This is a genomic window from Nocardia sp. NPDC056564 (assembly GCF_042793755.1).
Classification (GTDB): Bacteria; Actinomycetota; Actinomycetes; order Mycobacteriales; family Mycobacteriaceae; genus Nocardia.
On sequence record NZ_JBHTUR010000001.1, the window covers coordinates 396,203 to 416,134 of the forward strand.

17 protein-coding genes are annotated in these 19,932 nt (G+C 60.8%); 7 read left to right on the top strand and 10 right to left on the bottom strand.

Annotated elements, in window-relative coordinates:
* Positions 1-154: 154 nt before the first annotated feature.
* Entirely contained in the window at positions 155-808 is a 654-nt protein-coding gene (locus ACFQ9K_RS01935) for a hypothetical protein (RefSeq protein WP_378715790.1), read from the bottom strand.
* 275 nt (positions 809-1,083) lie between these two features.
* The gene (locus ACFQ9K_RS01940) at positions 1,084-1,617 is read right to left on the bottom strand and encodes a hypothetical protein (RefSeq protein ID WP_378715788.1); all 534 of its coding nucleotides are present in this window, start codon (positions 1,615-1,617) and stop codon (positions 1,084-1,086) included.
* Between the two features lie 453 nt (positions 1,618-2,070).
* Here ACFQ9K_RS01940 and ACFQ9K_RS01945 point away from each other — a divergent pair, with 453 nt between their 5' ends.
* A complete protein-coding gene (locus ACFQ9K_RS01945; protein ID WP_378715786.1) occupies positions 2,071-2,400 on the top strand; it encodes a hypothetical protein in 330 nt (109 codons plus the stop codon).
* An 18-nt stretch (positions 2,401-2,418) separates the two neighbouring features.
* On the opposite strand, the gene ACFQ9K_RS01950 is transcribed toward ACFQ9K_RS01945, so the two are convergent.
* Positions 2,419-2,928, bottom strand: a complete 510-nt coding sequence (locus ACFQ9K_RS01950; protein ID WP_378715784.1) for a hypothetical protein — start codon at positions 2,926-2,928, stop codon at positions 2,419-2,421.
* A 506-nt stretch (positions 2,929-3,434) separates the two neighbouring features.
* Here ACFQ9K_RS01950 and ACFQ9K_RS01955 point away from each other — a divergent pair.
* Positions 3,435-6,032, top strand: coding sequence for an NB-ARC domain-containing protein (locus ACFQ9K_RS01955; RefSeq protein WP_378715780.1), 2,598 nt, complete (start codon positions 3,435-3,437; stop codon positions 6,030-6,032).
* Positions 6,033-6,051: 19 nt separating this feature from the next.
* On the opposite strand, the gene ACFQ9K_RS01960 is transcribed toward ACFQ9K_RS01955, so the two are convergent.
* Complete coding sequence (locus tag ACFQ9K_RS01960) at positions 6,052-7,557, bottom strand: FAD-dependent monooxygenase (protein WP_378715778.1); 1,506 nt, start codon at positions 7,555-7,557, stop codon at positions 6,052-6,054.
* A 606-nt stretch (positions 7,558-8,163) separates the two neighbouring features.
* Positions 8,164-8,718 (bottom strand): hypothetical protein, encoded by a 555-nt coding sequence (locus ACFQ9K_RS01965; RefSeq protein WP_378715776.1) that lies wholly within the window; start codon positions 8,716-8,718, stop codon positions 8,164-8,166.
* Between the two features lie 809 nt (positions 8,719-9,527).
* Between ACFQ9K_RS01965 and ACFQ9K_RS01970 the strand changes: the two genes are divergently transcribed.
* The 3 genes from ACFQ9K_RS01970 to ACFQ9K_RS01980 all read left to right on the top strand — a co-directional run bounded on the left by ACFQ9K_RS01970 (position 9,528) and on the right by ACFQ9K_RS01980 (position 13,104).
* On the top strand, positions 9,528-10,430 hold the full coding sequence (locus tag ACFQ9K_RS01970) for a TIGR03621 family F420-dependent LLM class oxidoreductase (RefSeq protein WP_378715774.1): 903 nt from the start codon (positions 9,528-9,530) through the stop codon (positions 10,428-10,430).
* 241 nt (positions 10,431-10,671) lie between these two features.
* Positions 10,672-12,057, top strand: coding sequence for a tryptophanase (locus tag ACFQ9K_RS01975; protein ID WP_378715854.1), 1,386 nt, complete (start codon positions 10,672-10,674; stop codon positions 12,055-12,057).
* Positions 12,058-12,357: 300 nt separating this feature from the next.
* A complete protein-coding gene (locus ACFQ9K_RS01980; protein ID WP_378715772.1) occupies positions 12,358-13,104 on the top strand; it encodes a type 1 glutamine amidotransferase domain-containing protein in 747 nt (248 codons plus the stop codon).
* Between the two features lie 47 nt (positions 13,105-13,151).
* Here the strand turns inward: ACFQ9K_RS01980 and ACFQ9K_RS01985 are convergent, their stop codons facing one another.
* Together ACFQ9K_RS01985 and ACFQ9K_RS01990 are read right to left on the bottom strand one after the other, a co-directional pair.
* Positions 13,152-14,588 (bottom strand): HAD-IB family hydrolase, encoded by a 1,437-nt coding sequence (locus tag ACFQ9K_RS01985; RefSeq protein ID WP_378715770.1) that lies wholly within the window; start codon positions 14,586-14,588, stop codon positions 13,152-13,154.
* Entirely contained in the window at positions 14,585-15,646 is a 1,062-nt protein-coding gene (locus tag ACFQ9K_RS01990; RefSeq protein WP_378715768.1) for a patatin-like phospholipase family protein, read from the bottom strand. Before ACFQ9K_RS01990 ends, ACFQ9K_RS01985 begins: the two co-directional genes overlap by 4 nt.
* Before the next feature lie 406 nt (positions 15,647-16,052).
* Between ACFQ9K_RS01990 and ACFQ9K_RS01995 the strand changes: the two genes are divergently transcribed.
* Positions 16,053-16,232: a hypothetical protein gene (locus ACFQ9K_RS01995; protein WP_378715767.1), complete on the top strand. Its 180-nt coding sequence runs from the start codon at positions 16,053-16,055 to the stop codon at positions 16,230-16,232.
* Between the two features lie 9 nt (positions 16,233-16,241).
* Positions 16,242-16,889 (top strand): cysteine hydrolase, encoded by a 648-nt coding sequence (locus ACFQ9K_RS02000; RefSeq protein ID WP_378715765.1) that lies wholly within the window; start codon positions 16,242-16,244, stop codon positions 16,887-16,889.
* Between the two features lie 33 nt (positions 16,890-16,922).
* Here ACFQ9K_RS02000 and ACFQ9K_RS02005 read toward each other — a convergent pair whose 3' ends face one another.
* The 3 genes from ACFQ9K_RS02005 to ACFQ9K_RS02015 all read right to left on the bottom strand — a co-directional run bounded on the left by ACFQ9K_RS02005 (position 16,923) and on the right by ACFQ9K_RS02015 (position 19,859).
* Entirely contained in the window at positions 16,923-18,212 is a 1,290-nt protein-coding gene (locus tag ACFQ9K_RS02005) for a diguanylate cyclase domain-containing protein (RefSeq protein WP_378715764.1), read from the bottom strand.
* Positions 18,213-18,301: 89 nt separating this feature from the next.
* Positions 18,302-19,423 (bottom strand): terpene synthase, encoded by a 1,122-nt coding sequence (locus ACFQ9K_RS02010; RefSeq protein ID WP_378715761.1) that lies wholly within the window; start codon positions 19,421-19,423, stop codon positions 18,302-18,304.
* 31 nt (positions 19,424-19,454) lie between these two features.
* A complete protein-coding gene (locus ACFQ9K_RS02015) occupies positions 19,455-19,859 on the bottom strand; it encodes a RidA family protein (RefSeq protein WP_378715759.1) in 405 nt (134 codons plus the stop codon).
* Positions 19,860-19,932: the final 73 nt, after the last annotated feature.

A 19,932-nucleotide genomic window follows, 5' to 3' on the forward strand; every position in this document is an offset into this window, starting at 1 on the left:
CCATCGCTCCTCGTGCTGGGCTCACGACCGAGCACCGTTCAATTTCGCGATGGCCCCGATTCGCCGCGCGATGTCGGGCGATGCTCATGACGTATATCGCGGCAGCTCTCCGCGCCGGGGCGGCTGCCATGTCGAAACGTGCTGTTGGCCTGCCTCAAACGAGAGGGGTTTCCGCTGCTTTGTGAATTTTGAGTGCGGCAGTGAGTGGGTCGTACGCCCCTGGGGCCAATGAGTAATGGGTGACATGGCGGTCTCCGATTTTATGGCTACGGATCAGCCTCCAAGAAGAGGTTCGTATTTTGTGTTCCGCCATCTCGTCGGGAGGTATTTCATTCTTGAACGCCCTGTTGAGGCTAATTGTCATGCGGCGAAGATCTGTTTGGCCGATGAGTTCTTGTAACTTGTCGACCCGGACGATTCCTGTGCCTTGCTGTTTGCTCAGTTCCTCGAGTAGGCTCTCAACAAAAACTGTGCTGGAAGGTGTCGAGCGATTGAGTACTCTGCCGTAGAGACCCACCGCCTCAGGGTTCAATCCTCTTGCTGCCGCCTCGGTGCTGCTCTGAGATGCTGCAGTGATGGCTGGCGCAGCGTCTTTGCTCTCGTGTTTCCTGTCGCTTTTGCCGCGCCGATCCTCATCGAGAAAATGTGCAACTGGTCCAAGCTTTTGCTCTGCGGTCTCAATTGCCCCGACCGCATCCTTGATCTGGTGTCGCTCCAGCTCTGATATGTCCGGAATATTTTGCACAATCCGAGATAATTCGCTGGCAGTTTGTTGGAGTGTGCGCCGGATTGCCTCTCCATAATTCATTTATCTAACTGCCCTCCTTGTGGCCAAGCAGCAATAGAATGGTGGTAAATTGTGTCTGGATCAACCTGCGGGACTGTGTAAGTATCCCGCTCGCAAGTTTATGTAGCCTTTCTAGGAGTCTCCGGGCGGCTCGTACCGATAGTTCCGAGCCGCGACCGTCCGTGGATGTACCGCACTTAGTGGACCCTCTGCTCGGTGGTTACTCCTACTGTGTCGCGCGGTCGCAGGAATGGAAGTAGGGCTCTTCCCATCGTTGGGATGTCGAGGTGTTGCGCTCAGTCGTCAGGGGTGCCGAAGCGGATCATCCCGATGAGTGCGTCACTGAATTCCAGACCAGGCACGGGCTTCTTGGCATGCATATATGTATGCTTGCCACGAGGGTCTGCCCAGTCGGCATCCATTTCTTTCTTGCTCGGCGATATCAGCTTACCGCCGTCATAGACAAATAGAACGCCCGGGCCTTGGTGCTGTGCCATGAAATCTTCAACGACGTTGTCTCCTATGTGGGTCCAGGGGTCATCGGGCTCCGCTCCGCCATGTACGTGTGCGTCCTCCACGAGTTGCGGAACGCCGCGATCCTCGGTCGCTGAGACCCATCGGAACTGCAGGTTCGATTGGCTCAGGCGCCCACCGTATTCGGCCTCCATCTTGCCGAGCTGGGCGAGAATTCTATTCTCCGCAGCGGAAAATTGCTTTCCTTCGTATTCGCGCACGGCCGCCATGGTCCTGACGTTGCCGATCAGGTTTTGTAGGGAGAACTCGTCGGCGAGGGACGCAAAAGCTGATCTATCGTTGCGAGTGAGTGTCACTACGAAATGTTCGGTTCGTGCGGGGACAGGACTGTCGACTGCGGCTGGACGCGGCTTGCCAGCTATGTCGACAGCCTCACGAAGAGGTCCTGTGGTCTCGAGATCGGATGCGGATGTCTGATGTGCGGCTTGCTTCAGCTTGTCGCGGGCCTCCCTTGGAAGCCGCTCAACGGCACGGGTCACATTGTCGACCGCTTCGATTGATCTCAGGCCGAGAATTCTGCGAAGCCATCCGCCGCTCACTGGGCATCGTGCAGGGAACGAGTGACAACCGAGCGCTTCATGACCACCGCCATCCCAGTTCGTGCGAGACAGCAGCGTAAACACCTGGATCGGGTTTCTCGAGGGTGGCAAGTGCGACTGTGGTCGGCGCTCGATAATCGACCCTGGTCGCGACCGTCGGAGAGCCGGTGCTGCGCGATCACCACGACTGAATACTGGAGGAGATCGAACGTGAAGACTTTCACAATCGCAACCGGGCTCGTCGCGGCAGTACTCACAGTGCTAGCGCCTGCGAGCGGCGCGGCATGGAACGAGAGTGCGCAGATCAATGAACTGGTCTATCAGGACAGTCATGGTGATCTGGACGGTTGTATCAAACTTGGCTCGAGGGATATTTTCGTTTCGAACGGCACAAGCACTCGAACGGCTTACATCTACCGGGCCGACGATTGTACGGGGGATGTCGCGGGCACCGTTGCTCCCGACGCGACGGGCACCGTTTACGGAAGTTCTGTCGAGTTCAAAGAGCCTGCCGGCGGCGGCAGCAGCTTCCCGCTGTAGGACCCGCGGGTTCGGTTGTCAATCGTCGGCGGCGACTATGAGAGTCATGAGACGGTCGGTTCGATCGATGGCGACGAACTCGTGAAATCCATTGGCAGCGCCTACGACCCAGCCCCAGTCGTGCACGGCGTCCGGACCTGGGTCGCGGAGTTCGAAGATGTCGTCTGCTGCCAGCATCGGGTACACCCACCGGTCGAGATTGTCTCGGACCGCTGCCGAGACTGTTCCGCTTGCGCGGTCTGCCCACAGGTGCAGTTGTGTCTGTGCGGTGTCTGCGCTGATTCGTCGGAAGTTCTCTGCTGAGATGCGATGGAGGTGGTAGGGACCGTGCAGGCTGTGGTCTCCTTGCTGGTCGGGGCTGCCGCCTGCGTAGTGGTCGCGGTATTGCGGATGGTGGATGAGAGCGGTCAGCAAATCATCGTCGGGTCGGTCCATGCCGATCCGGAAGTATTTCGAACTCACCCAGTGATACGTGCCGGTGTCCAGATGAACAATCCGCTCCCGTTCGAAGATGATCAGACCATCCATGTCCGTGAGCATGCCAGAACTGATAGCTTCTGGTCTGGGATGCACTCCAGCGGGAGCCGCGGAGGGCGCTCCGCGAGAGCGGATGCACCCATTTCTACGGTCATGCAGGCTCCCAGCACTGGCGGTACCTTGAGGCTTTGGTTGTGGCACTGTGCCCGTAGTTGTTGGCGCGATCCCGTAAGAAGAGGGAAGGTCTGCGTTGAAGTCATCGTCTAGAAAATTGCTCTGCACCATTTTGGTGTCGTCGGCGATCATGCTCTTCGGTACCGCCGCGGCGTCGGCAGCGGTTCCCGCCGGCCTACCGCTGGAACCCATGACACCGACCGAATACGACCAGCGCTCGGTTGACGACATCGATGCGTCGTTCGGCTCCTTCAAGTTCACGGGTCCGCCGGAGTGCTGGTTCCGGCCGATCTCCGGGCGTGCGGTGTGCTAGTCGCGAGCGCATTTAGTCCGCGAATTGTCAGCTTTGGGAACCGCTCAGTTTGATTGCTAAGCTCTGATGAATGGCGGTCAGGCGGGATGAAAACGCTGGCGGTTTTCTTGCTGCGACGGGGCTTTTCGTCGGACGCGAGCGTGAACTGGATCGAATCATCGGCCTCCTCCTCGGTACTGCCCGGTTGGTGACGTTGATCGGATCGGGCGGAATCGGGAAGACTCGGCTGGCAGGCGAGGGGTTACGCAGGTTTCACAAAGCTTCTGGCATTTCGACGTTCTGGGTACGGTTAGCGCAGTTGGACGCGCAGGCCGGTCTGGACATGATCGAAGCCGAGATTGCGCGGTCGGTGGTTGGTGCCGACTTCTCCAACAGATCTGCATGGACGGCGGCGGTCGACGCTCTCGCCCGCACCGACAAGACCGGCGGGCGGCTGAAGTCCGTACTTGTCATGGACAACTGCGAGCACATCCTCGATGGAGCTGGTCGAGTTGTGTCGGCACTCTTGGATGCCGTACCCGCGTTGACCGTTGTTGCGACGAGTCGTGAAGCGTTGGGTTGGGTCGATGAGCAACTGGTCGCGGTTCCGTCTTTGACCAGGGCTGAGGCCCTCACCCTGTTTCAGCACCGAGCAGGCCTGGCCGGCAAGGCGATCAGCGATCCAGACGAAGTGCAGGCGGCGGCCGAGATCTGTCGGCACGTACACAACAATCCGCTGTTCATCCAGTTGGCAGCGGCGAAACTGCGGTATCAACCACTTGCGAACATTCTCAGCCAGCTGACCGGCTCGGACGACGATCGCCGCACACAATGGTTGCATGGCCCGCGGGTTGGCGTCGATGCGCGCCATATGCGAGTGGCCGATGTCATCGCTTGGTCGTATGACCTGTGTAGCGTGAAAGAACAGCTGTTGCTCGAACGCATGTCGGTGTTCGCGCCGGGCTTCGACGCGAACACAGCCGACGACACGACTTCCGTTGATGTCGCCATCGGCGCCGAACTCGAGGCGATCGCGCGCATCGGTGCTGACTACAGTCCTGCGGGCCGCGTCTCGCTTGAACCGAGCCAGGAAGGGGCGGCGCTTTCCGAGGCAGAGATCGAGGAGCTGCTCGAGCGCCTCGTGGATCAGTCGCTCGTTACCGTGCATTTCACAGCGACAACGGTGCGATATTCGCTGCTGGAGAGCATTCGTGTGTTCGCCCGCGAGCGTTTGAATCAGCGTTCAGCAGAGGCATGGACGCAGCTCGCGCACAGTCATGCCCGCTACTATCGGGACAAGGTTGTCGAGGCGAAGGGCAGTTGGTTCAGTCCAGCGGAGAAAGACCTGTTGGAGTGGGTGCGTGCGGCGTGGGACAACCTGCGGGTTGCGATCGAGGGATGTATTGCGAGGCCGGACGATGCGGCTTTGGGACTGGAGATCCTGATCGCATTGACCGACCTGCGCGCACCGTTCTATCTCGGCTCCGTTCGTGAGATGCGCCGATGGACTCAGCTGATGCTCGAGGCCGCACAAGGAGTCGACGCGGTCGGCGAACTGCAGCGGATACGGGCGACCGCGATGTTGGCTCGATTCATGCTGTGCCAGGGGCAGCGCGAGGATGCTGAACAGATTCTCGCTGAATGCTGCGGGGATTCACCACCTGGATCCGATGCAAAACCGAACTGGCGAGCGGATTGCGAGGCCGACCTGAGTCGTCTCGCATCGGTAGATTTCCTGCACGGTCAGGTGCTGATGCTGGTCGACGGCGATGTCAACGCCCTCAATGTCTTGGATCGCGCGAGTGCGAAGTTCCGCGCGAATGGCGATGTCGGCAGTGCGGTGCATGTCGAGATGTTCAGTGCGTTGGCTGCGGGCTTGCTCGGGCCCCCACAGGAGGCGATGGAGCGGGCGCGAACTCATTCCGATCGGGTCCGCGCGGCCGGCGCCGAATGGGCGATGGCATGGGCGGAATTGACCTGGGCGATGGCACTGAGTCGAAACGGGGACGCGGTAGAGGCATTGACCGTCGGAAGCCGAGCGCTGGCCCGTCAGGTGGCTTGTCACGATCAATGGGGCGCGCTGTGGATATTGCATGTTCGAACCTGGTCGCTGGCGAAAGTCATCACTCAGTTACTCACCGACAGTCAGTCCGACGATGCTCGAGTCCAGACGTTGGCGACCGAGACCGCGCGTGTGGTCGGCGGCCTGCGCACCTCGCACAAGGCGCTCGGTGGTGGATTCGGTGCACTCGGCCCGTTGGCCACCGCGACCGCCCAAGCCGCTGAAGTGGCCCGCCGGGTGCTCGGTAGCGACGCATACGCGGCGGCCGAGAACTGGGGTGCACAGCTGCGCCCTGAGTCGAGCGAATTGGAACGGTTCGTGCTGGGTACGTTGTCGACGAACAGCCCGTCGAAAGACGAAACCACCGGTGTCTCTCCGCTGTGGAACAACATGACCAAAGCGGAGCAAGAGGTCGCGGCATTGGCTGCGGCCGGCTGCACCGACTCCGAGATTGCCGCGTATCGCGGCACGTCATTGAAGACGGCGAACGCCCAGATGTCGACTGTGCTACAGAAGTTGATGATCCCCTCGCGCCGAGCGATCATTCGATTTGTTCCCCCTGATCAGCTCGAACAGATTCGGGCTGGATCGCGCAGACAATCGGCGCACCGAGGCCCGAAGCGATGAGGAAGAGGATTGTTCGCCCTCAACGGCGGGTGTCGCAAGACGCAGCATCATCATTCATGTCTCTGCCGAACCAAGTGGCCATCGTCGAAGCCATCGACTGCGGATCATCGCCGGACCCGCAGACGTAGCCGTCGGGGCGCACAAGGACCGCGGATCCTCGGAGCGAGTCGGGACCGACTGCGAGATAACGTATTCGACGTTTCCAACCCGACGTGACCGAACCGAACCGGCGGTCGGCAGTGGCGTCGAGTAACAGCCCAAGACCGTCGTTGGCATGCGAAGAAAGCCTACTGCCATTTCCGAGCGCCAAATCGGGCATGCGATGGCCAAGTCCGGGACCGAGATCGTAGCGGCCGGAAAGCCCCGAAATATCCTCCGCCACTTTCAGATTCGCCGCCGGTACGCGCAAGATCTCGGTGAAGAGGGTACGCAGAGCCGGTGTGTCGGGATGATGAGCGGTCAACATCCCTTGTGCGCGAACATTGGTGAGCACGGCGGCTCCGGCTGGATGCCGCTCGGTGTGGTAAGTGTCCAGTAGATGTGGCGACGCCCACCCGTTGATGTCGGCGGCAAGCTTCCAGCCGAGGTTGAACGCGTCTTGGAGGCCGAGGCCCATGCCTTGGCCTCCAAGCGGGGCATGGATGTGCGCGGCATCTCCTGCCAGGAATACCCGTCCCATCCGATACGCGCTCACCTGTCTCGACGCGTTGGTGTAGCGAGACCCTGAGCGCAGTTCGTCGATCTCGATATCCGGGCCGAAGCCGCGGAGAAGCGCGTGCCGTACCTCCTCGGCGCCCACCGGGGTGTCCGGTGCGATCCCCACCTGCTCGGGGCCATGGAAGGCTAACCGGTACAGGTTGTTTCGGAGCGGCAGCAAGTAGGAGAAGTCGCTCCGCCCGGGGTCGAACGTCGGCAGTGACCAGCCGTTGGCGAGGTCGCGTGGTTTTCGGCGGAGCGTGATGTCGCAGACGACTCCGGGAACGGTGCCGTCGCGGCCAGGAAACTCGAAACCTGCAATCCTGCGCGTGCTGCTGTGTCCGCCGTCCGCGCCGACCAAGTAATGCGCCGTGATCCGTTGTTCCACATTGCCGGATACCACCCTCGCGACGACCTCTCGGTCGTCTGGACCGAGGCCCTGAGCTATATCTACCAATTCGTGGCCCCGCCGTAGCGAGTCGCCGAAATCGGCGAGGATACTCTCCAATACGCGTTCGACATCGCCCTGCATGATGCCGATTTGATAGGGAAACCTGCTGTCCAGGGCGCTGTAGTCGAGGGGGATGCCTGCGAAGTGTCCGGTCGGGAGGCTTCCGTAAACGTACTCGCTCATCGGTGCCAACCAGCCGTGCCATTCGAGGATCTCCGCGGCTCGCGGTTGCAGATTGAGCGCCTTCGTTTGTCTGCTTCGAGACCGGTCTCGCTCGACGACGACGGTTCGGACCCCGGCAAGGCTCAGCTCGGCCGCGAGAAGGAGTCCGGTGGGCCCACCGCCGACGACCAGTACATCAGTATCGATGTCAAGCACACCATCCACTGTGCCCGATCTCTTGTGCTGGTGCCACTGAGTCGATTACCAGTGGTGAAAAATGCGCGGTTCACTTATTGCCTAGGTAAATGGATTAGGTACCGCGACAAAGAGAACCCTTAGGTACAGCCCAGCGATTGATCAACCTCGGCGCAGTTGTTGTTTTGTGATCCCGCGCTGCCGGGTCCGGTTCGATCCCGTACTTAGGACTTAGTCGCCGAAGCTGTACCCTAAGGGCTGGGGCTCTGCTCCGGCACCCTCGCTCGCCGTGCGCCTCGCGCGAATCGCTACTCCCGGAAGCCACGGTGTCGGGGGCGAAGCTGGCTGGATTGGGGAAGTACCTTCGATCGATCGCCCGTTCGGCCTCCGGGAGCCGCGACGCATTGGATTCGGAGTCGGTCGACAGCCGCTCGCGCGGGTCAGTCAGTGCGCGATGACGCTATCGTCCAGCGAGGTGATCTGCGGTTTATCCGGTCGAACGGTCGCTCAGCCGCTGGGCTGCGGATGCACCGCCACCGTCTGTCTGCGACTCGCGCCCATCTGGGAGGCAACCTCGCGAATATTCGGCTCAGCCCCGATGGTCGAAGGGACCGTGATCCGGCTACTTTATTCCACTGGCTGATACGGAACCGATCGGTTCGGCCGGTCGTAGTCCGCGACGTACTTCACGAAGTCGCTTTGGCTCATCGTCAGTGCGCGGATGTCGATATCATGTGGGAACACGGGCACGCGTCCTAGGTGGTAGTCGGCGGTGCCCGCGAGATACGTCCGTATCACTGCGTCGGGCCCGCTCCATCTTTGCGGCGATTGAAGCAATTTGTACGCAATATCTGCCCATTCTTCGGTGTTGTGTATGCCTTTCGAAATATGATTGAACGTGTCCAAGTGTATTCGTTCTCGGTCAGCTTCGGTCGCTGCAACGGCTACCACCGATTCGGGTCCGGGCACCGCCCATCGACTGATATCGGCACCCGCTGCGGCCGCGCGTTCCTTCTCCGCGCCGACGATCTGTCGGGCGATCCCATTCGTTACAAGCCGATTTCCGTAAGCGGTTGTTCCATCGGACAGACGAACAATATTTTGATAGTCATTTCCGGTCACACCTTCAGTGCGGAGACGGGCTAACGTACGTTGGGCGGTTTCGACATAAAGCTCGCTCACTGGGGTCGGGAGACCTCCGACATACTTTCGTCGTCGAGGATCCCAAACTGAGCCCTCGCCAGTTATGCGTGGTCCGAAGAAGTCAAATAGGGGGCGATCGTCGTATATTAGTGCGTTTAAACGAGCGCTAGGGAAGGCGCCCTTCTGTCCGGATCGATAAAGTGTCAGTCGCCAGTATTCTATCTGCCAATCTTCTTGCGTGGGAGTTCTTCCTAAACCTCCTAGCCGATTGGACATTGCGTTGGCGGTATCGGCTTGCCACTTTCGGAACGACAACCGGTCGGCAAGCTTCATGGCATTCTCGCGGGTGAGAGGTATGGCGTATGGTATGAGGCGCCCAGGCAAAGGAAAATCCGACTCTCTGACCCGCCCTACTTCAAGACTGCGGGTGGAGTGGTGCTTCTCGCCAGCGCTCTTGTCGAACTCCGGGCCAGCATCCTGGCTGTCGTGCGGCATGTGCTCAGGGTCAAGCCTGTGCCCGAACGAGCTGTCGGCGCTGCCGAACCGGGGTAGGCCGTCTCCCATGGCAAACCGGAAGTGGCTGTATGGAGGTGAGCTCATCCACAACTTCCGGCGAAGCCGGTCGACGATGAGAGCGAAAATTTGTCGCAGCGGATCATGACTCGACAACGGCATTTCGGCTTCCTGGATAAAAGGAAGCAGTGAGTGGCCACAGCTGTTTCTGGAGTAGGGCGATAGCGGTAAGATAGGCTGCCTCATCTTCGCCGTGCAGGCAAGCGTACGGTTCCACCGATGAGAGTTGTGGCACGCGGATGCAGTTGGGTCATATCTGCGAAAGGCGTTGTGTAATGAATCTTCCGTTCCGGTTCGGCGTTGTACTATTCCTTTCGAAATCCAATGCGGAGTGGACAGAAAGGTGTCGTACCGCGGAAGCGCTCGGGTTCGATGTGATCGCGGTTCCGGACCATATGGGGGTAGCCGCGCCGCTCCCGGGACTGACGATGGCCGCGGCTGTGACCGAGCGTGTTCGGCTGGGCACATTCGTATTGAATACATCCTTCTATAATGCGGTTTTGCTCGCACGCGACGTCGCTTTTCTCGATCAGTTATCCGGAGGACGCGTAGAGCTCGGCCTCGGGGCCGGTTACGTGCGATCGGAATTCGATGAAGCCGGTATACCATTTGCACCCGCAGGTGAGCGCATGGACCATCTTGTCGACACGGTTGAGACGGTCAAAAAACTGTTAGGTGAGCGCGAGTATCGCCCGCGTGTGGCACAGCCTGGGGGACCGCCGTTGATGATACCGGGCTGGGGGCCGCGTGGCCTAGGTATCGCTGCTGAGTACGCGGACATCGTTTCGTTGACCGGTATCCACCGCTGGGTCGACAGCGACGAGAACGGGACTCCCAGAATGTTTCTGGCCAATTCTACCGAGACCGCGACGAAGGCCGGCAAGCTCCGCCTTCTCCTCGCTCAACGTTCGAAGCCCGTGGAGGTGAACATGCTGGTTCATCGGGTAGTCGGGCCGAATGAGCGCGCCTCGCTGCATTCCGAGCTGAATCGGTTGAATGGGCGATTGTCGGTCGACGGTACTGAACGGTTGGAGGAGGTTCCTACTCTGTTGATCGGTACACCGGCAGAGATGGCCGCGACGGTTCGCGAGCGGCGGGAAAGCTTCGGCGTCAACTATGTCACCGTGTACGAGGCAGATATGCGCAAGTTCGCCCCCGTCATGGAGTTGCTGCGTTGACGAGCGATGCGCATGCGAGGGAAATCTCGGAGGCAATGTGTCCGCTCCTGCGGAATGTGCCTAAGTAGTCCTGTTTTCCCTACGCTGTAGAGCCATATGTGCTGGTGCCACGCGGCTACTGATGCGAGTCATCGCCCTTGTCGCCGACAATGGTTGCCCCGTTACAGCGGATAGATCAAGCAGCGCGACGCTGAATCGCGCCTGTCGAAAGTTGTGTGTCGGCAAGAAGAGGACCTTGACCATGTTCGAACCATACCGATGTAAAGTCGTCGAAGCCATCCCGGTCACCACTCCGGGCTTCCGGCGAGAGGCGCTTCGAGCGGCCGGATTCAATATGTTCAATCTGCGAGCACAGGACATAACGATCGACCTGCTGACGGATTCGGGTACGGGCGCGATGTCCGATGCCCAGTGGGCCGCCGTCCAACGAGCCGATGAAGCTTATGCCGGTGCGCGGTCGTGGTATGAGTTCGAAGAGACGATCCGGGATCTGTTCGGATTCGAGTTCGTTCTGCCGGCACATCAAGGCCGCGCCGCCGAAAGGCTGCTCTACACAACGCTTTGCGCTCCGAGGCCTGGCGGTCGCTCGTTGGTTGTGCCATGCAACACTCACTTCGACACCGGACGGGCGAATCTGGAACTGCTCGGCGTGCGTGCGGTAGATCTACCGTGCGGCGAGGCAGCGGACCTCAACAGCGATACGCCGTTCAAAGGTAATGCTGATATCGTCGCGATGGCCGAGCTGGTGCGCGCGGAGGGCGCGCGCAACATTCCCCTAATACTTATGACCGTCACCAACAACACCGGCGGCGGTCAGCCGGTATCCATGGCCAACTTGACTGCGGTGTCGAATATTGCACGTGCATACGGTATTCCGTTTTATCTCGACGCGTGCCGGTTTGCCGAAAACGCCTTCTTTATTCAACAGTTCGAGGACGGTTACTCGTCCTTGTCGATTTCTGAGATCGTCTCGAGAATGTGCGAGTGCGTGGACGGGTGTGTTGTCTCGGCGAAGAAGGATGGCCTGGCGAATACTGGAGGGTTCTTGTGCACCAACTCGGCCGAACTGGCCGATGCGGCTCGCCGTCTCGGAATCATTACCGAGGGCTTTTCCACGTATGGCGGAATGTCTGGACGTGATCTGGCGGCGATCGCCGTTGGGCTACGTGAGGTGTGCGAGGAATCATATCTGCGGAGTCGTGTTGAGTCGACGCGATATATGGCCAGTGCACTGCGAGACAACGGGATCCCGGTGGTATGGCCGCCGGGAGGACACGCCGTCTACATCGACGCGACCGCCTTTTTGCCACATATCGCACCACTGCAATACCCGGCACAGGCGCTTTGTAGTGCCCTCTTCGAAGAGGGGGGTATCCGTTCGGTCGAGCTGGGTACCTCGGCATTCGGCTATGACCCGCTGACCGACACGGAGTCGCCCGCCCAGTGGGAGCTGTGCCGACTCGCGCTTCCCCGTCGCGTCTATTCGCGGAACCATCTGGATTATGTGGTCCATAGCTTGGTCTCCGTCGCCAAACACCGTGAGTCACTCCGCGGTATGGAAATGGTGAGTCGTAACACGATATTGCGCCACTTTACCGCGCGCTTTCGTCCTCTTACCGACCCATGACGATCCGTGGCTCGGTACGACACCCGGATTGTGTTCTATGGCGTCGGGCTCGGACGGCAACTCGACTGCGCCGTTGTAGGCCGGTTCCGGTGTTTGTTCGTCAACATTCCCACTCTTGGGAAGGATCGGATTCACGCTTACGCTGCGTGATGTGGGCCACCAGGTGTGCCAACGGAGCGGTGGCCGGTGATGAAGATGAAGCGGATATGGCGAGTAACGCCGAAGGTCGACGTTCTTTCGACCTGACGGCTTCATGCGGTCGGGTGGCCGCGAATAGATTGACAGTTACTGGAGGTAGTGATGAGTGCGCGTATTGATGTGTTGACCCCGGAACGGCCCAAGCGGGTTCTCATTGTGGCGTCGAATCCAGCGGTTTCCCGCCAGACTGGCTGGCCGATCGGGTTCTGGTGGGCGGAGCTCGCCCACCCCTATTGGGAATTCGTCGAGCATGGTTACGTGGTCGACATCGCGAGTCCCGACGGCGGTGCGCTGGCGGCCGACTCGTGGAGTGATCCGCGAGACGAGTCCGGCTACAGCAGTGACGATCTGCTCAGTCTCGGATTCATCTCGTCCGCGAAACACGCTGCTCTTGTTGAGAATTCGCTGGCGTTGGCGGACGTCGACACTGCAAGCTACGACGCCGTCTTCCTGGTGGGCGGTCAGGCGCCGATGTATACGTTCGTTGATAATGAGACCATCCACGAACTCGTGGCATCGCGTGTGGCTGCGAACAAGGTTGTCGCGGTGGTCTGTCACGCGACCTGCATTCTGCTAAAAGCCACGCTGCCAGACGGTCGGCTGATCGTCGATGGGCGCAGCTGGACCGGGTTCGCCAACTCGGAGGAAGACTACGCTGACGAATATGTCGGCCAAACCATCCAGCCATTCCGTATCGAAGACGAGGCACAGAAGCTTCCGCACACCAACTTCATTGTGCAGAGCCGGTTCACACCGCATGCCGTCCGTGATGGCAACCTCATCACCGGCCAGCAACAGTACTCCGGTACTGCCGCGGCTCGATTGGTGATCGAAGCGCTCGGTCTCTGACGTCGGCGGTGCAGCCGCTGCGACGCTATCTCGTCGTCGACGCGGTACTAGCCGCTGGCAGATCGGTCCGGGTCGGTCATCGTGTCCATGTACAGGTCTCGGAGGGCGTTGATGTTCGCGTCGAGCTCGTCCGGATTCCATTCGCCGACGTCGATCGGCGGTAACACCGTGACATCGATTCTTCCCGGCCGCACGGTGATCGCGCTACGCCAGAGTGCGCGTCCGGAGTTATGGATAACGAGCGGGATGATCGGCACGCCTGCCTGCGCGGCCAGATGGAATGCGCCCTTTTTGAACGGAAGCAGTTCCGGTGTCGGGGATACCCGGCCTTCGGGTGCGATCGCGACCGAGGTTCCCGACTTCAAGACATCGACAAGAGGTTCGATCGATCGCCGAGCCTGCGCAGGGGCATTGGTATCAACGAAAACCGCGCCGACGTATCGCAGCAATGGGCCGAGGATCGGGTAGCGCCGTACCTTCTCGGTGACGACACCGGTGAGTCCGCCGCGAAGAACATAGGGCACGATCAGCACGTCGAGCTGGCTCTGATGGTTGAAGACGAAGACCGCAGGCCTCGGTGCGCGAGCGTACTCGGCACCGGTGATCCGCACGCGCATTCCTGCGCCGCGGAGACCGGTCGTGGACACCCAGGTATACATGCGGTCTATGCCGGATCGCTGACTCTGCCTGAGCGAGAACAGCATTGCGGCCATACCCGCACCGACAACGCCGATCAATCCGAGCGCGGTGCGGGCAACCCGTAGGGGCAGTGGGCAATGGTTACGAAATCTGAGTACTTGCCAGCTGTCGCGCTCCGCCGTCGATCGCAGAGCACGATCCGGATTGATCGCGATCGGATGGCCCACCAGGCGCAACAGCGGAATATCCGCAGCACTGTTGGAGTAGGCGTGGCTCATATCGAGGCGGACACCATTGTCTGCGGCGAATTCGTCGACCAGATCGGCTTTGTGCGAACCGGATACGACGAGACCGTGCACCCGGCCGGTCAACCTCCCATCCTCGATCACCGGTTCGGTGCACACACGGTGTTCGATGCCCAGCGCGTTGGCCAAACCGCAGACCTGGAATCGCGTGGCAGCCGTCGTGAGCACCACGGTATGGCCAGCGGCCCGGTGTGCCCGGACCAGATGCCAGGCTTCAGGATAGAGGTGTCCGGCAATGTGGCGCGTGAAGAGTTGGTCTTCGACCTGCTCGAAATCCGCAGTCGGCCGGCCACGCCAGGTGGCCGATATCAGACGCTCGATGCCGCGTAATCGCGCACCGGTTCTGTGGCCCGATAGCCCGGAGAGCAGTGAGTCCATCAAATCGTTCGATGCGGGGCGTCGTCGGAGGTTCGAGATTCGTACCCGGTGGAACCCTCGGAACAGCGTGCCGTCGAAATCGAAGAAGGCACCGATCTCTGGTCCAGGCGGGCCATTGCGGATGGCGCGAATCACTGCGTGAAGTTCGTTCGGTTCGCTCATGCGGCGGACTCCGGTACAACGGCCATCGCCATCCGAGGAATAGCGTCGCCGAGCCTGTCCCGTGAGTGATCGCGGCCGATGCCCTCGGTGGCCCAGGAGGATACGGCGTATGCGGCTCGGATGCCCTCGAGCACGGTCCTCGGGTCGGTGTCGGTGAACCGGATCTCGCTCATCCACGGCAACGGCGCGAGATCGAGGACGTGCGGTTCGCCGGGTGCAGAATCGAATCGGCGGGTCGACAACCACTCGCGGTCGGTCTGGCGTTGTTGTAGTGCGTTCAGGTACGCAGTCCCGAGGCCGCGGCTGATGCGGTCGAGGTAAGCCGAGTACGCACGGTGCGTCACCGCGACCCGCCGCCTGGGTGACTGCATTCGGTGCGTGCTGAGCGACAGGATGTGGGTACAACCGTCATCGACAGCCATGCGGAACGGCAAGGGCATCAACAGCGCTCCGTCGATCAGCTTGTGGTCGCCGACCGTTGGGTCATTGGTGGCCAGCGGCAAGCGGGCACCACTGCGGAGAGACGTTTCCAGGTGGTGCCCTGTGTGGTGATCGCGAACGACTATTGATCGGTTCGTCTCGGCGTCTGTGACCGCGAATACCACCGGCTGCGCGGCGCGCGCTGCGGCTTCGTAATCGAGCGGGATCCTGGATTTCAGCACTTCGTCGAATATAAAGTCGAGGTCGACAATTGGTCTTCCGCGCAATGCGCGGGCATATCCGATGAATCTTTGCAGGACGAAGTCGTCGTAATAGATGGACAGCGGAATCCAGCAGGTGCGGGGCGGCTGTGATGCAAAGAACGCGGCATTGATGGCTCCGGAAGAGGTCCCGTATACGACATCGAATGCGTCTTTGAAGTTCGCATCGTCGAGCTGTGTGCACATGGCGGCGGAAACCGCGCCGCGCATTCCGCCCCCGCCGATGGCGAGCCCCACTTTGGCGGAGTCGGATCTCTGACCCGGTCTACTGCCTGCCGCACGCCGGTGCCGAAGGATTTCCAGTACCGGATGTTCAGTGTTCCAGTACTGCTCGACCGCTCGGCCGGGCTCGATCATCCGTTGTCTCCAAGAATATGAACCGAAACCATGATGCTCATCGGGAACCAAGAATGAGCAGGATGAAGGTATCCCGTCGGGTCCGCGTCGGCTTCCCGCCGATGGGAAGCGATCACTCTGGGTGGAACTTCGGACTGTCGGTCCGGATGTCGGATGGCGGTTGTTACGTCGGTAAAGGCGATTAAGTCGTGACAGTGAACCTTGCCTCCTTGGTATCCGAATGCCGGCATGCTGTTGATAGCGGCGCGCTGTTATTTCTGTCTATAGTGCGTTGTGGCTGAGAACATTTCGTCAGTGCTCAGCTTCCCAAGGTTGGGAACTGGCGTGGCGCGTGCGGTGCGGTGGGCGGGCAGACTTTTACGTCGGGTGAGATCCCGTTCCTCGCTAGAGATGGAGTCGCGCTTAGATGAAGGTCATAATCTACGATCGAGTCAAGCCGGGGGCCAGACTGGAGATGATCCAGCCGTATCCGCGGCGCGAGGTCGCAGAAGTGTGGCAGCGTACGCCGGTGACCGTGCCGCTGCCGGTAGAACCGGTGACGGACGCCCCGGTTGACGTCAACGAGCCCTATGACCGGACAACTTAGGCGGCGTGCGTGCGATACGGCTACGGCTTGTCGATACCGGAAACTGTCGCGGAGATATGCGAGCCGACGCGGATGGCCCTGCTCATTTACGATATGCAGGTCGGCATCGTGCGGCAGCTGCCGAACGGAGACGACTACGTTCGTGCCTGCGTTCAATTGCGAGACGCTGCGCGTGAAGGTGGTTTCCGGGTTGTTTATACCCGGCACACGTCGCTACCGTTCGCTGTAGCTGGAGTGACGCAGCTGCGGACCGCGCTCGCCTGGCAGCATGCCGACGACATCGCGGATATGCACCCGGCGTTTCCGTCGGGTTCTCCGCAATACCAGTTGGTCCCCGAGTTGACACCGAGCGCCGACGAAGCGGTATTCGACAAGATCACTATGTCGGCGTTCGCGGGTACACCGCTCGATATCGCGTTGCGCGATATCGGAATTCAAGGCTTCGCGGTGGCCGGTATCGCGATGGAGGTCGGGATCGAGCCGACAGTGCGGCATGGTACCGATCTCGGTTATCTGCCGGTCGTTGTCGCCGATGCTTGTGGCGCCGGTCATCCGGCGGCGGCCGAACGTTCATTGGCCGCGCTCCAGTTCGCCGGTGGATCCCTGACCACGGACGTGATTACGTTGACGAACTTGCTACGGCGCCATCGACCGTGAGAACCGCTACTCGGACGGCGGTAGTGTTGTCGGCTATCGACTGGAGGGTTCTTCGACCGGTGTTTCGACGTGCAGAACCCACTGATCGCGACCGTTGGTCTTGGCGAGGTAGAGGCTGGTATCGGCCGCATCGAGCAGCGATTCCGCCCGGAGCCCGGCTACCGGGGAGAGCACCGCACCGATACTGGCCGATACCTGCAGTTGATGCGGGCCGACGGAAATCGGTGCGGCCAGAGCGGACACCAGGCTGCGTGATATCGCGGCGATCCGGCGTTCGTCGACCGGCGGCGGTATCAAAGCGACGAATTCGTCGCCGCCGATCCGCCCGAGAACACAGTGGTGATGGTCCACCGCCGCGCGGAGGCGAGCCGCGACCGCGGTCAACATCTTGTCGCCCGTGCTGTGGCCGTAACGATCGTTGATGGACTTGAAGCGATCGAGGTCGGCGAAGCATAATCCGACCCGGTCGGTACTGCCGGCGGCTTCGAGCGTTGCCTCGATCTGTTCGAGCAGGTGACGGCGATTGGGCAGGCCGGTGAGTGGATCGTGCCGCGCTTGCCGGCGCAACTCGTCCCGCAGTCGGTGCTGTTCGGTGACGTCCTCGCCGATCGCGAGCAGGTAGTCGGCCTGTCCGTCGGCGCCTTTGACGAATGTGATGGCGAAAGCAGCCCACCCGATGGTGCCGTCCGCCCTGGCGAGGCGTCGCTCGAGCTTTACCGTGCCCGTGCCGGCCGGTACCAACTCCTGGTAGACCAGCTTACGAATATCGGCCCGGTCGTCAGGATGGGCGAAGTCGTACACCGAGATTCCGCGCAGCGCGTGCACCGGGACGCCGATCATGTCGGCCAATCCCTGATTGGCGTCGAGCAGCACACCGTCGGTGTCGCCGATCGCGATCGCGACTGCCGCGTTGTCGAAAACAATTCGGAACCGCGCGTCCTCGGGGGGTGCGGTCGAGGACGGCGAATCATGAGAATGGAGGTCTAGATGTGCTTGATGCCCTTGGCCGAGAGCCGCGAGGAGGGCTGCGAGCCGCTGGTCGACATCGCGGTCAGCTTGTACGTGTGCCAAGTGCTGGAGTTCTTGTGCGGAGATACCTGGCACCGCCGGTTGGGTGAGGCCTGCAGCGGCGAGGGCCGTGCCTGCTTCCAGTCCTGCGGTGGTGTCGAACGGATCGGCGGCGAGCGCGATGGTCAATGAGCGCACGACTGCTGTCAAAGTGGGCAGTAGGTGTTCTTCGCTCGGCATTCGGCTGCTGTCCGGGTGTCTGGCCAACGCGCTCAACCACACCCGTGCCAGTGCCGCTCCTTCGATCTCGTCCACCGCGACCTCTCGATCATCGTGCCCGATTCGCTCGCCATCGGCGGCTTGGAAGCATCCACCGTAGATCAGCCCGCGAAGCGTAATTATGCTTAGGTATTCCCGCTGGTGGCGAGGGTTTGATTCTCCGCGAAGATCGACTTGCCTTTATATCTCGGTGTCGCGTTCTGCCATACCCAGGTTGCTTGCACGCAGCTCGTCAGATCCGCGACATGAGTCGCGATGCGCGCGCCGAGGTCGCGATCCGGTGCCGCGTCCGCAGCATCGATCAGCCGCGTTTTCGTGTGGCTGAATGCGATGACCCGCCTGCGTACGATTTCGCAGGCTTGAAAGATGGCATCGCTGAGGTCATTGTCCGCACTGTTCAGCAGCACAATCGGAATCAAGTTGAAATCGGCACGATCAGCGATGCATTCCTTCTCGAAGGAGAATACGTCGTTCATCAGCCCCCCGATCTCGACGGTGAGCAGCCGCAGCCGGCGCAGCGCACCGCCGAGTCTGCTCGACGTGATCCGGCCCCACGGCAGATAGCTGTCGCGGCCGAACTCGCAGAGGGCGAGCGCGAGGCACATGCCCGAGATCTGGTTCCGAAGGTCGATGTAATCCGCGATGGGGAGCACCGATCCGCGGGTCCGGGCGTTCTGATCCCGCAGAGCGGGTAGGAGGTGTTCCTCGGTCAAGCGAAGAAAGCGGTCGACCCACGCTGGGTCCGCCGACCGCGTCAGCATTTCGAGGAATCGAATGACTGCCGATTCCAGATCGGTCGGATCGGCGGGCGGGTGGTGTTCGCCGAACAATTGTGACAGCCGAGCAACGGTGACGTGTGCGTTGTTCTGTTTCGATGGGCTGAGATGACCGAATTTCTCGCGACCTATCGTGTCGTTCAGCCAGAACAAGATTGCATTGAAGATGCCGATGATAGTCATGCGTTCTGCATCGATCGCGCCGGGGTGCAGATAGGGGGTCATGCTGTTGTAGTCGTCGCCATTTTCGAGCCATATGCGATGCGCGCGACAGAATTGCTCTGTTGCCCAGCATGCTTCTGGCCCGAAGCGGTTGGGCCGAAAGGACGCACTCATTTCGGCGATGTCGTACGCCGGTGAACTGAATAGCTCGCGCAGTGAGAAAGAGGTGTCGTTCCGTAAAAGTGTTCGATATTGCCGATGCATCGACTCGATGGCCCGCTCGACGCCGGTGTCGTAGGCGCGCACCATAGATGACCTCCTCTTGGTGCACCGTTGTCGACTACGTCGCCGGGATAGCTGCCACGGCCTCGATTTCGACGACCGCGCCGGGAACCCCCAGGCCGGCGACGAAAGCGGTGGTGATGGCGGGCGGATTCGGCCGTGCGCCCCAGACCTCCTGGAAGGCCGCGAAACCGTCCTGCAGCGGTTCACCCGCTTTGATGAGGATGGTCCATTTCACCACATTCTCGATATTTGCTCCAACCGCGCGCAAGCAGCTTTCCACGTTGGCGAGAGCTTGCCGCGTCTGGCTTTTCAGGTCTGCGCCGACGAGCTCGCGGGAGCTATCGACGCCGTTCTGACCGCCGATGTAGAGAATATCCGCGCCTGCGGGTACCCGAACCGCCTGCGTGAAGGCCGGATTGCTCGCCAGGTCTGGCGGATTGATATAGGTCGCAATGGTCATGGTCGGACTCTATTCGATCGGACGCCGGAACGTGCCAAGCGACCAGTTCCCATCGTCGGTAAGGATCATTGGA

Coding starts and splice junctions, on each gene's coding strand:
- ACFQ9K_RS01995 (WP_378715767.1), top strand. CDS start 16,053: ATGAAGGTCATAATCTACGATCGAGTCAAGCCGGGGGCCAGACTGGAG.
- ACFQ9K_RS01990 (WP_378715768.1), bottom strand. CDS start 15,646: ATGATCGAGCCCGGCCGAGCGGTCGAGCAGTACTGGAACACTGAACAT.
- ACFQ9K_RS01935 (WP_378715790.1), bottom strand. CDS start 808: ATGAATTATGGAGAGGCAATCCGGCGCACACTCCAACAAACTGCCAGC.
- ACFQ9K_RS01955 (WP_378715780.1), top strand. CDS start 3,435: ATGGCGGTCAGGCGGGATGAAAACGCTGGCGGTTTTCTTGCTGCGACG.
- ACFQ9K_RS01950 (WP_378715784.1), bottom strand. CDS start 2,928: ATGGATGGTCTGATCATCTTCGAACGGGAGCGGATTGTTCATCTGGAC.
- ACFQ9K_RS01980 (WP_378715772.1), top strand. CDS start 12,358: ATGAGTGCGCGTATTGATGTGTTGACCCCGGAACGGCCCAAGCGGGTT.
- ACFQ9K_RS01985 (WP_378715770.1), bottom strand. CDS start 14,588: ATGAGCGAACCGAACGAACTTCACGCAGTGATTCGCGCCATCCGCAAT.
- ACFQ9K_RS02015 (WP_378715759.1), bottom strand. CDS start 19,859: ATGACCATTGCGACCTATATCAATCCGCCAGACCTGGCGAGCAATCCG.
- ACFQ9K_RS01970 (WP_378715774.1), top strand. CDS start 9,528: ATGAATCTTCCGTTCCGGTTCGGCGTTGTACTATTCCTTTCGAAATCC.
- ACFQ9K_RS02010 (WP_378715761.1), bottom strand. CDS start 19,423: ATGGTGCGCGCCTACGACACCGGCGTCGAGCGGGCCATCGAGTCGATG.
- ACFQ9K_RS01975 (WP_378715854.1), top strand. CDS start 10,672: ATGTTCGAACCATACCGATGTAAAGTCGTCGAAGCCATCCCGGTCACC.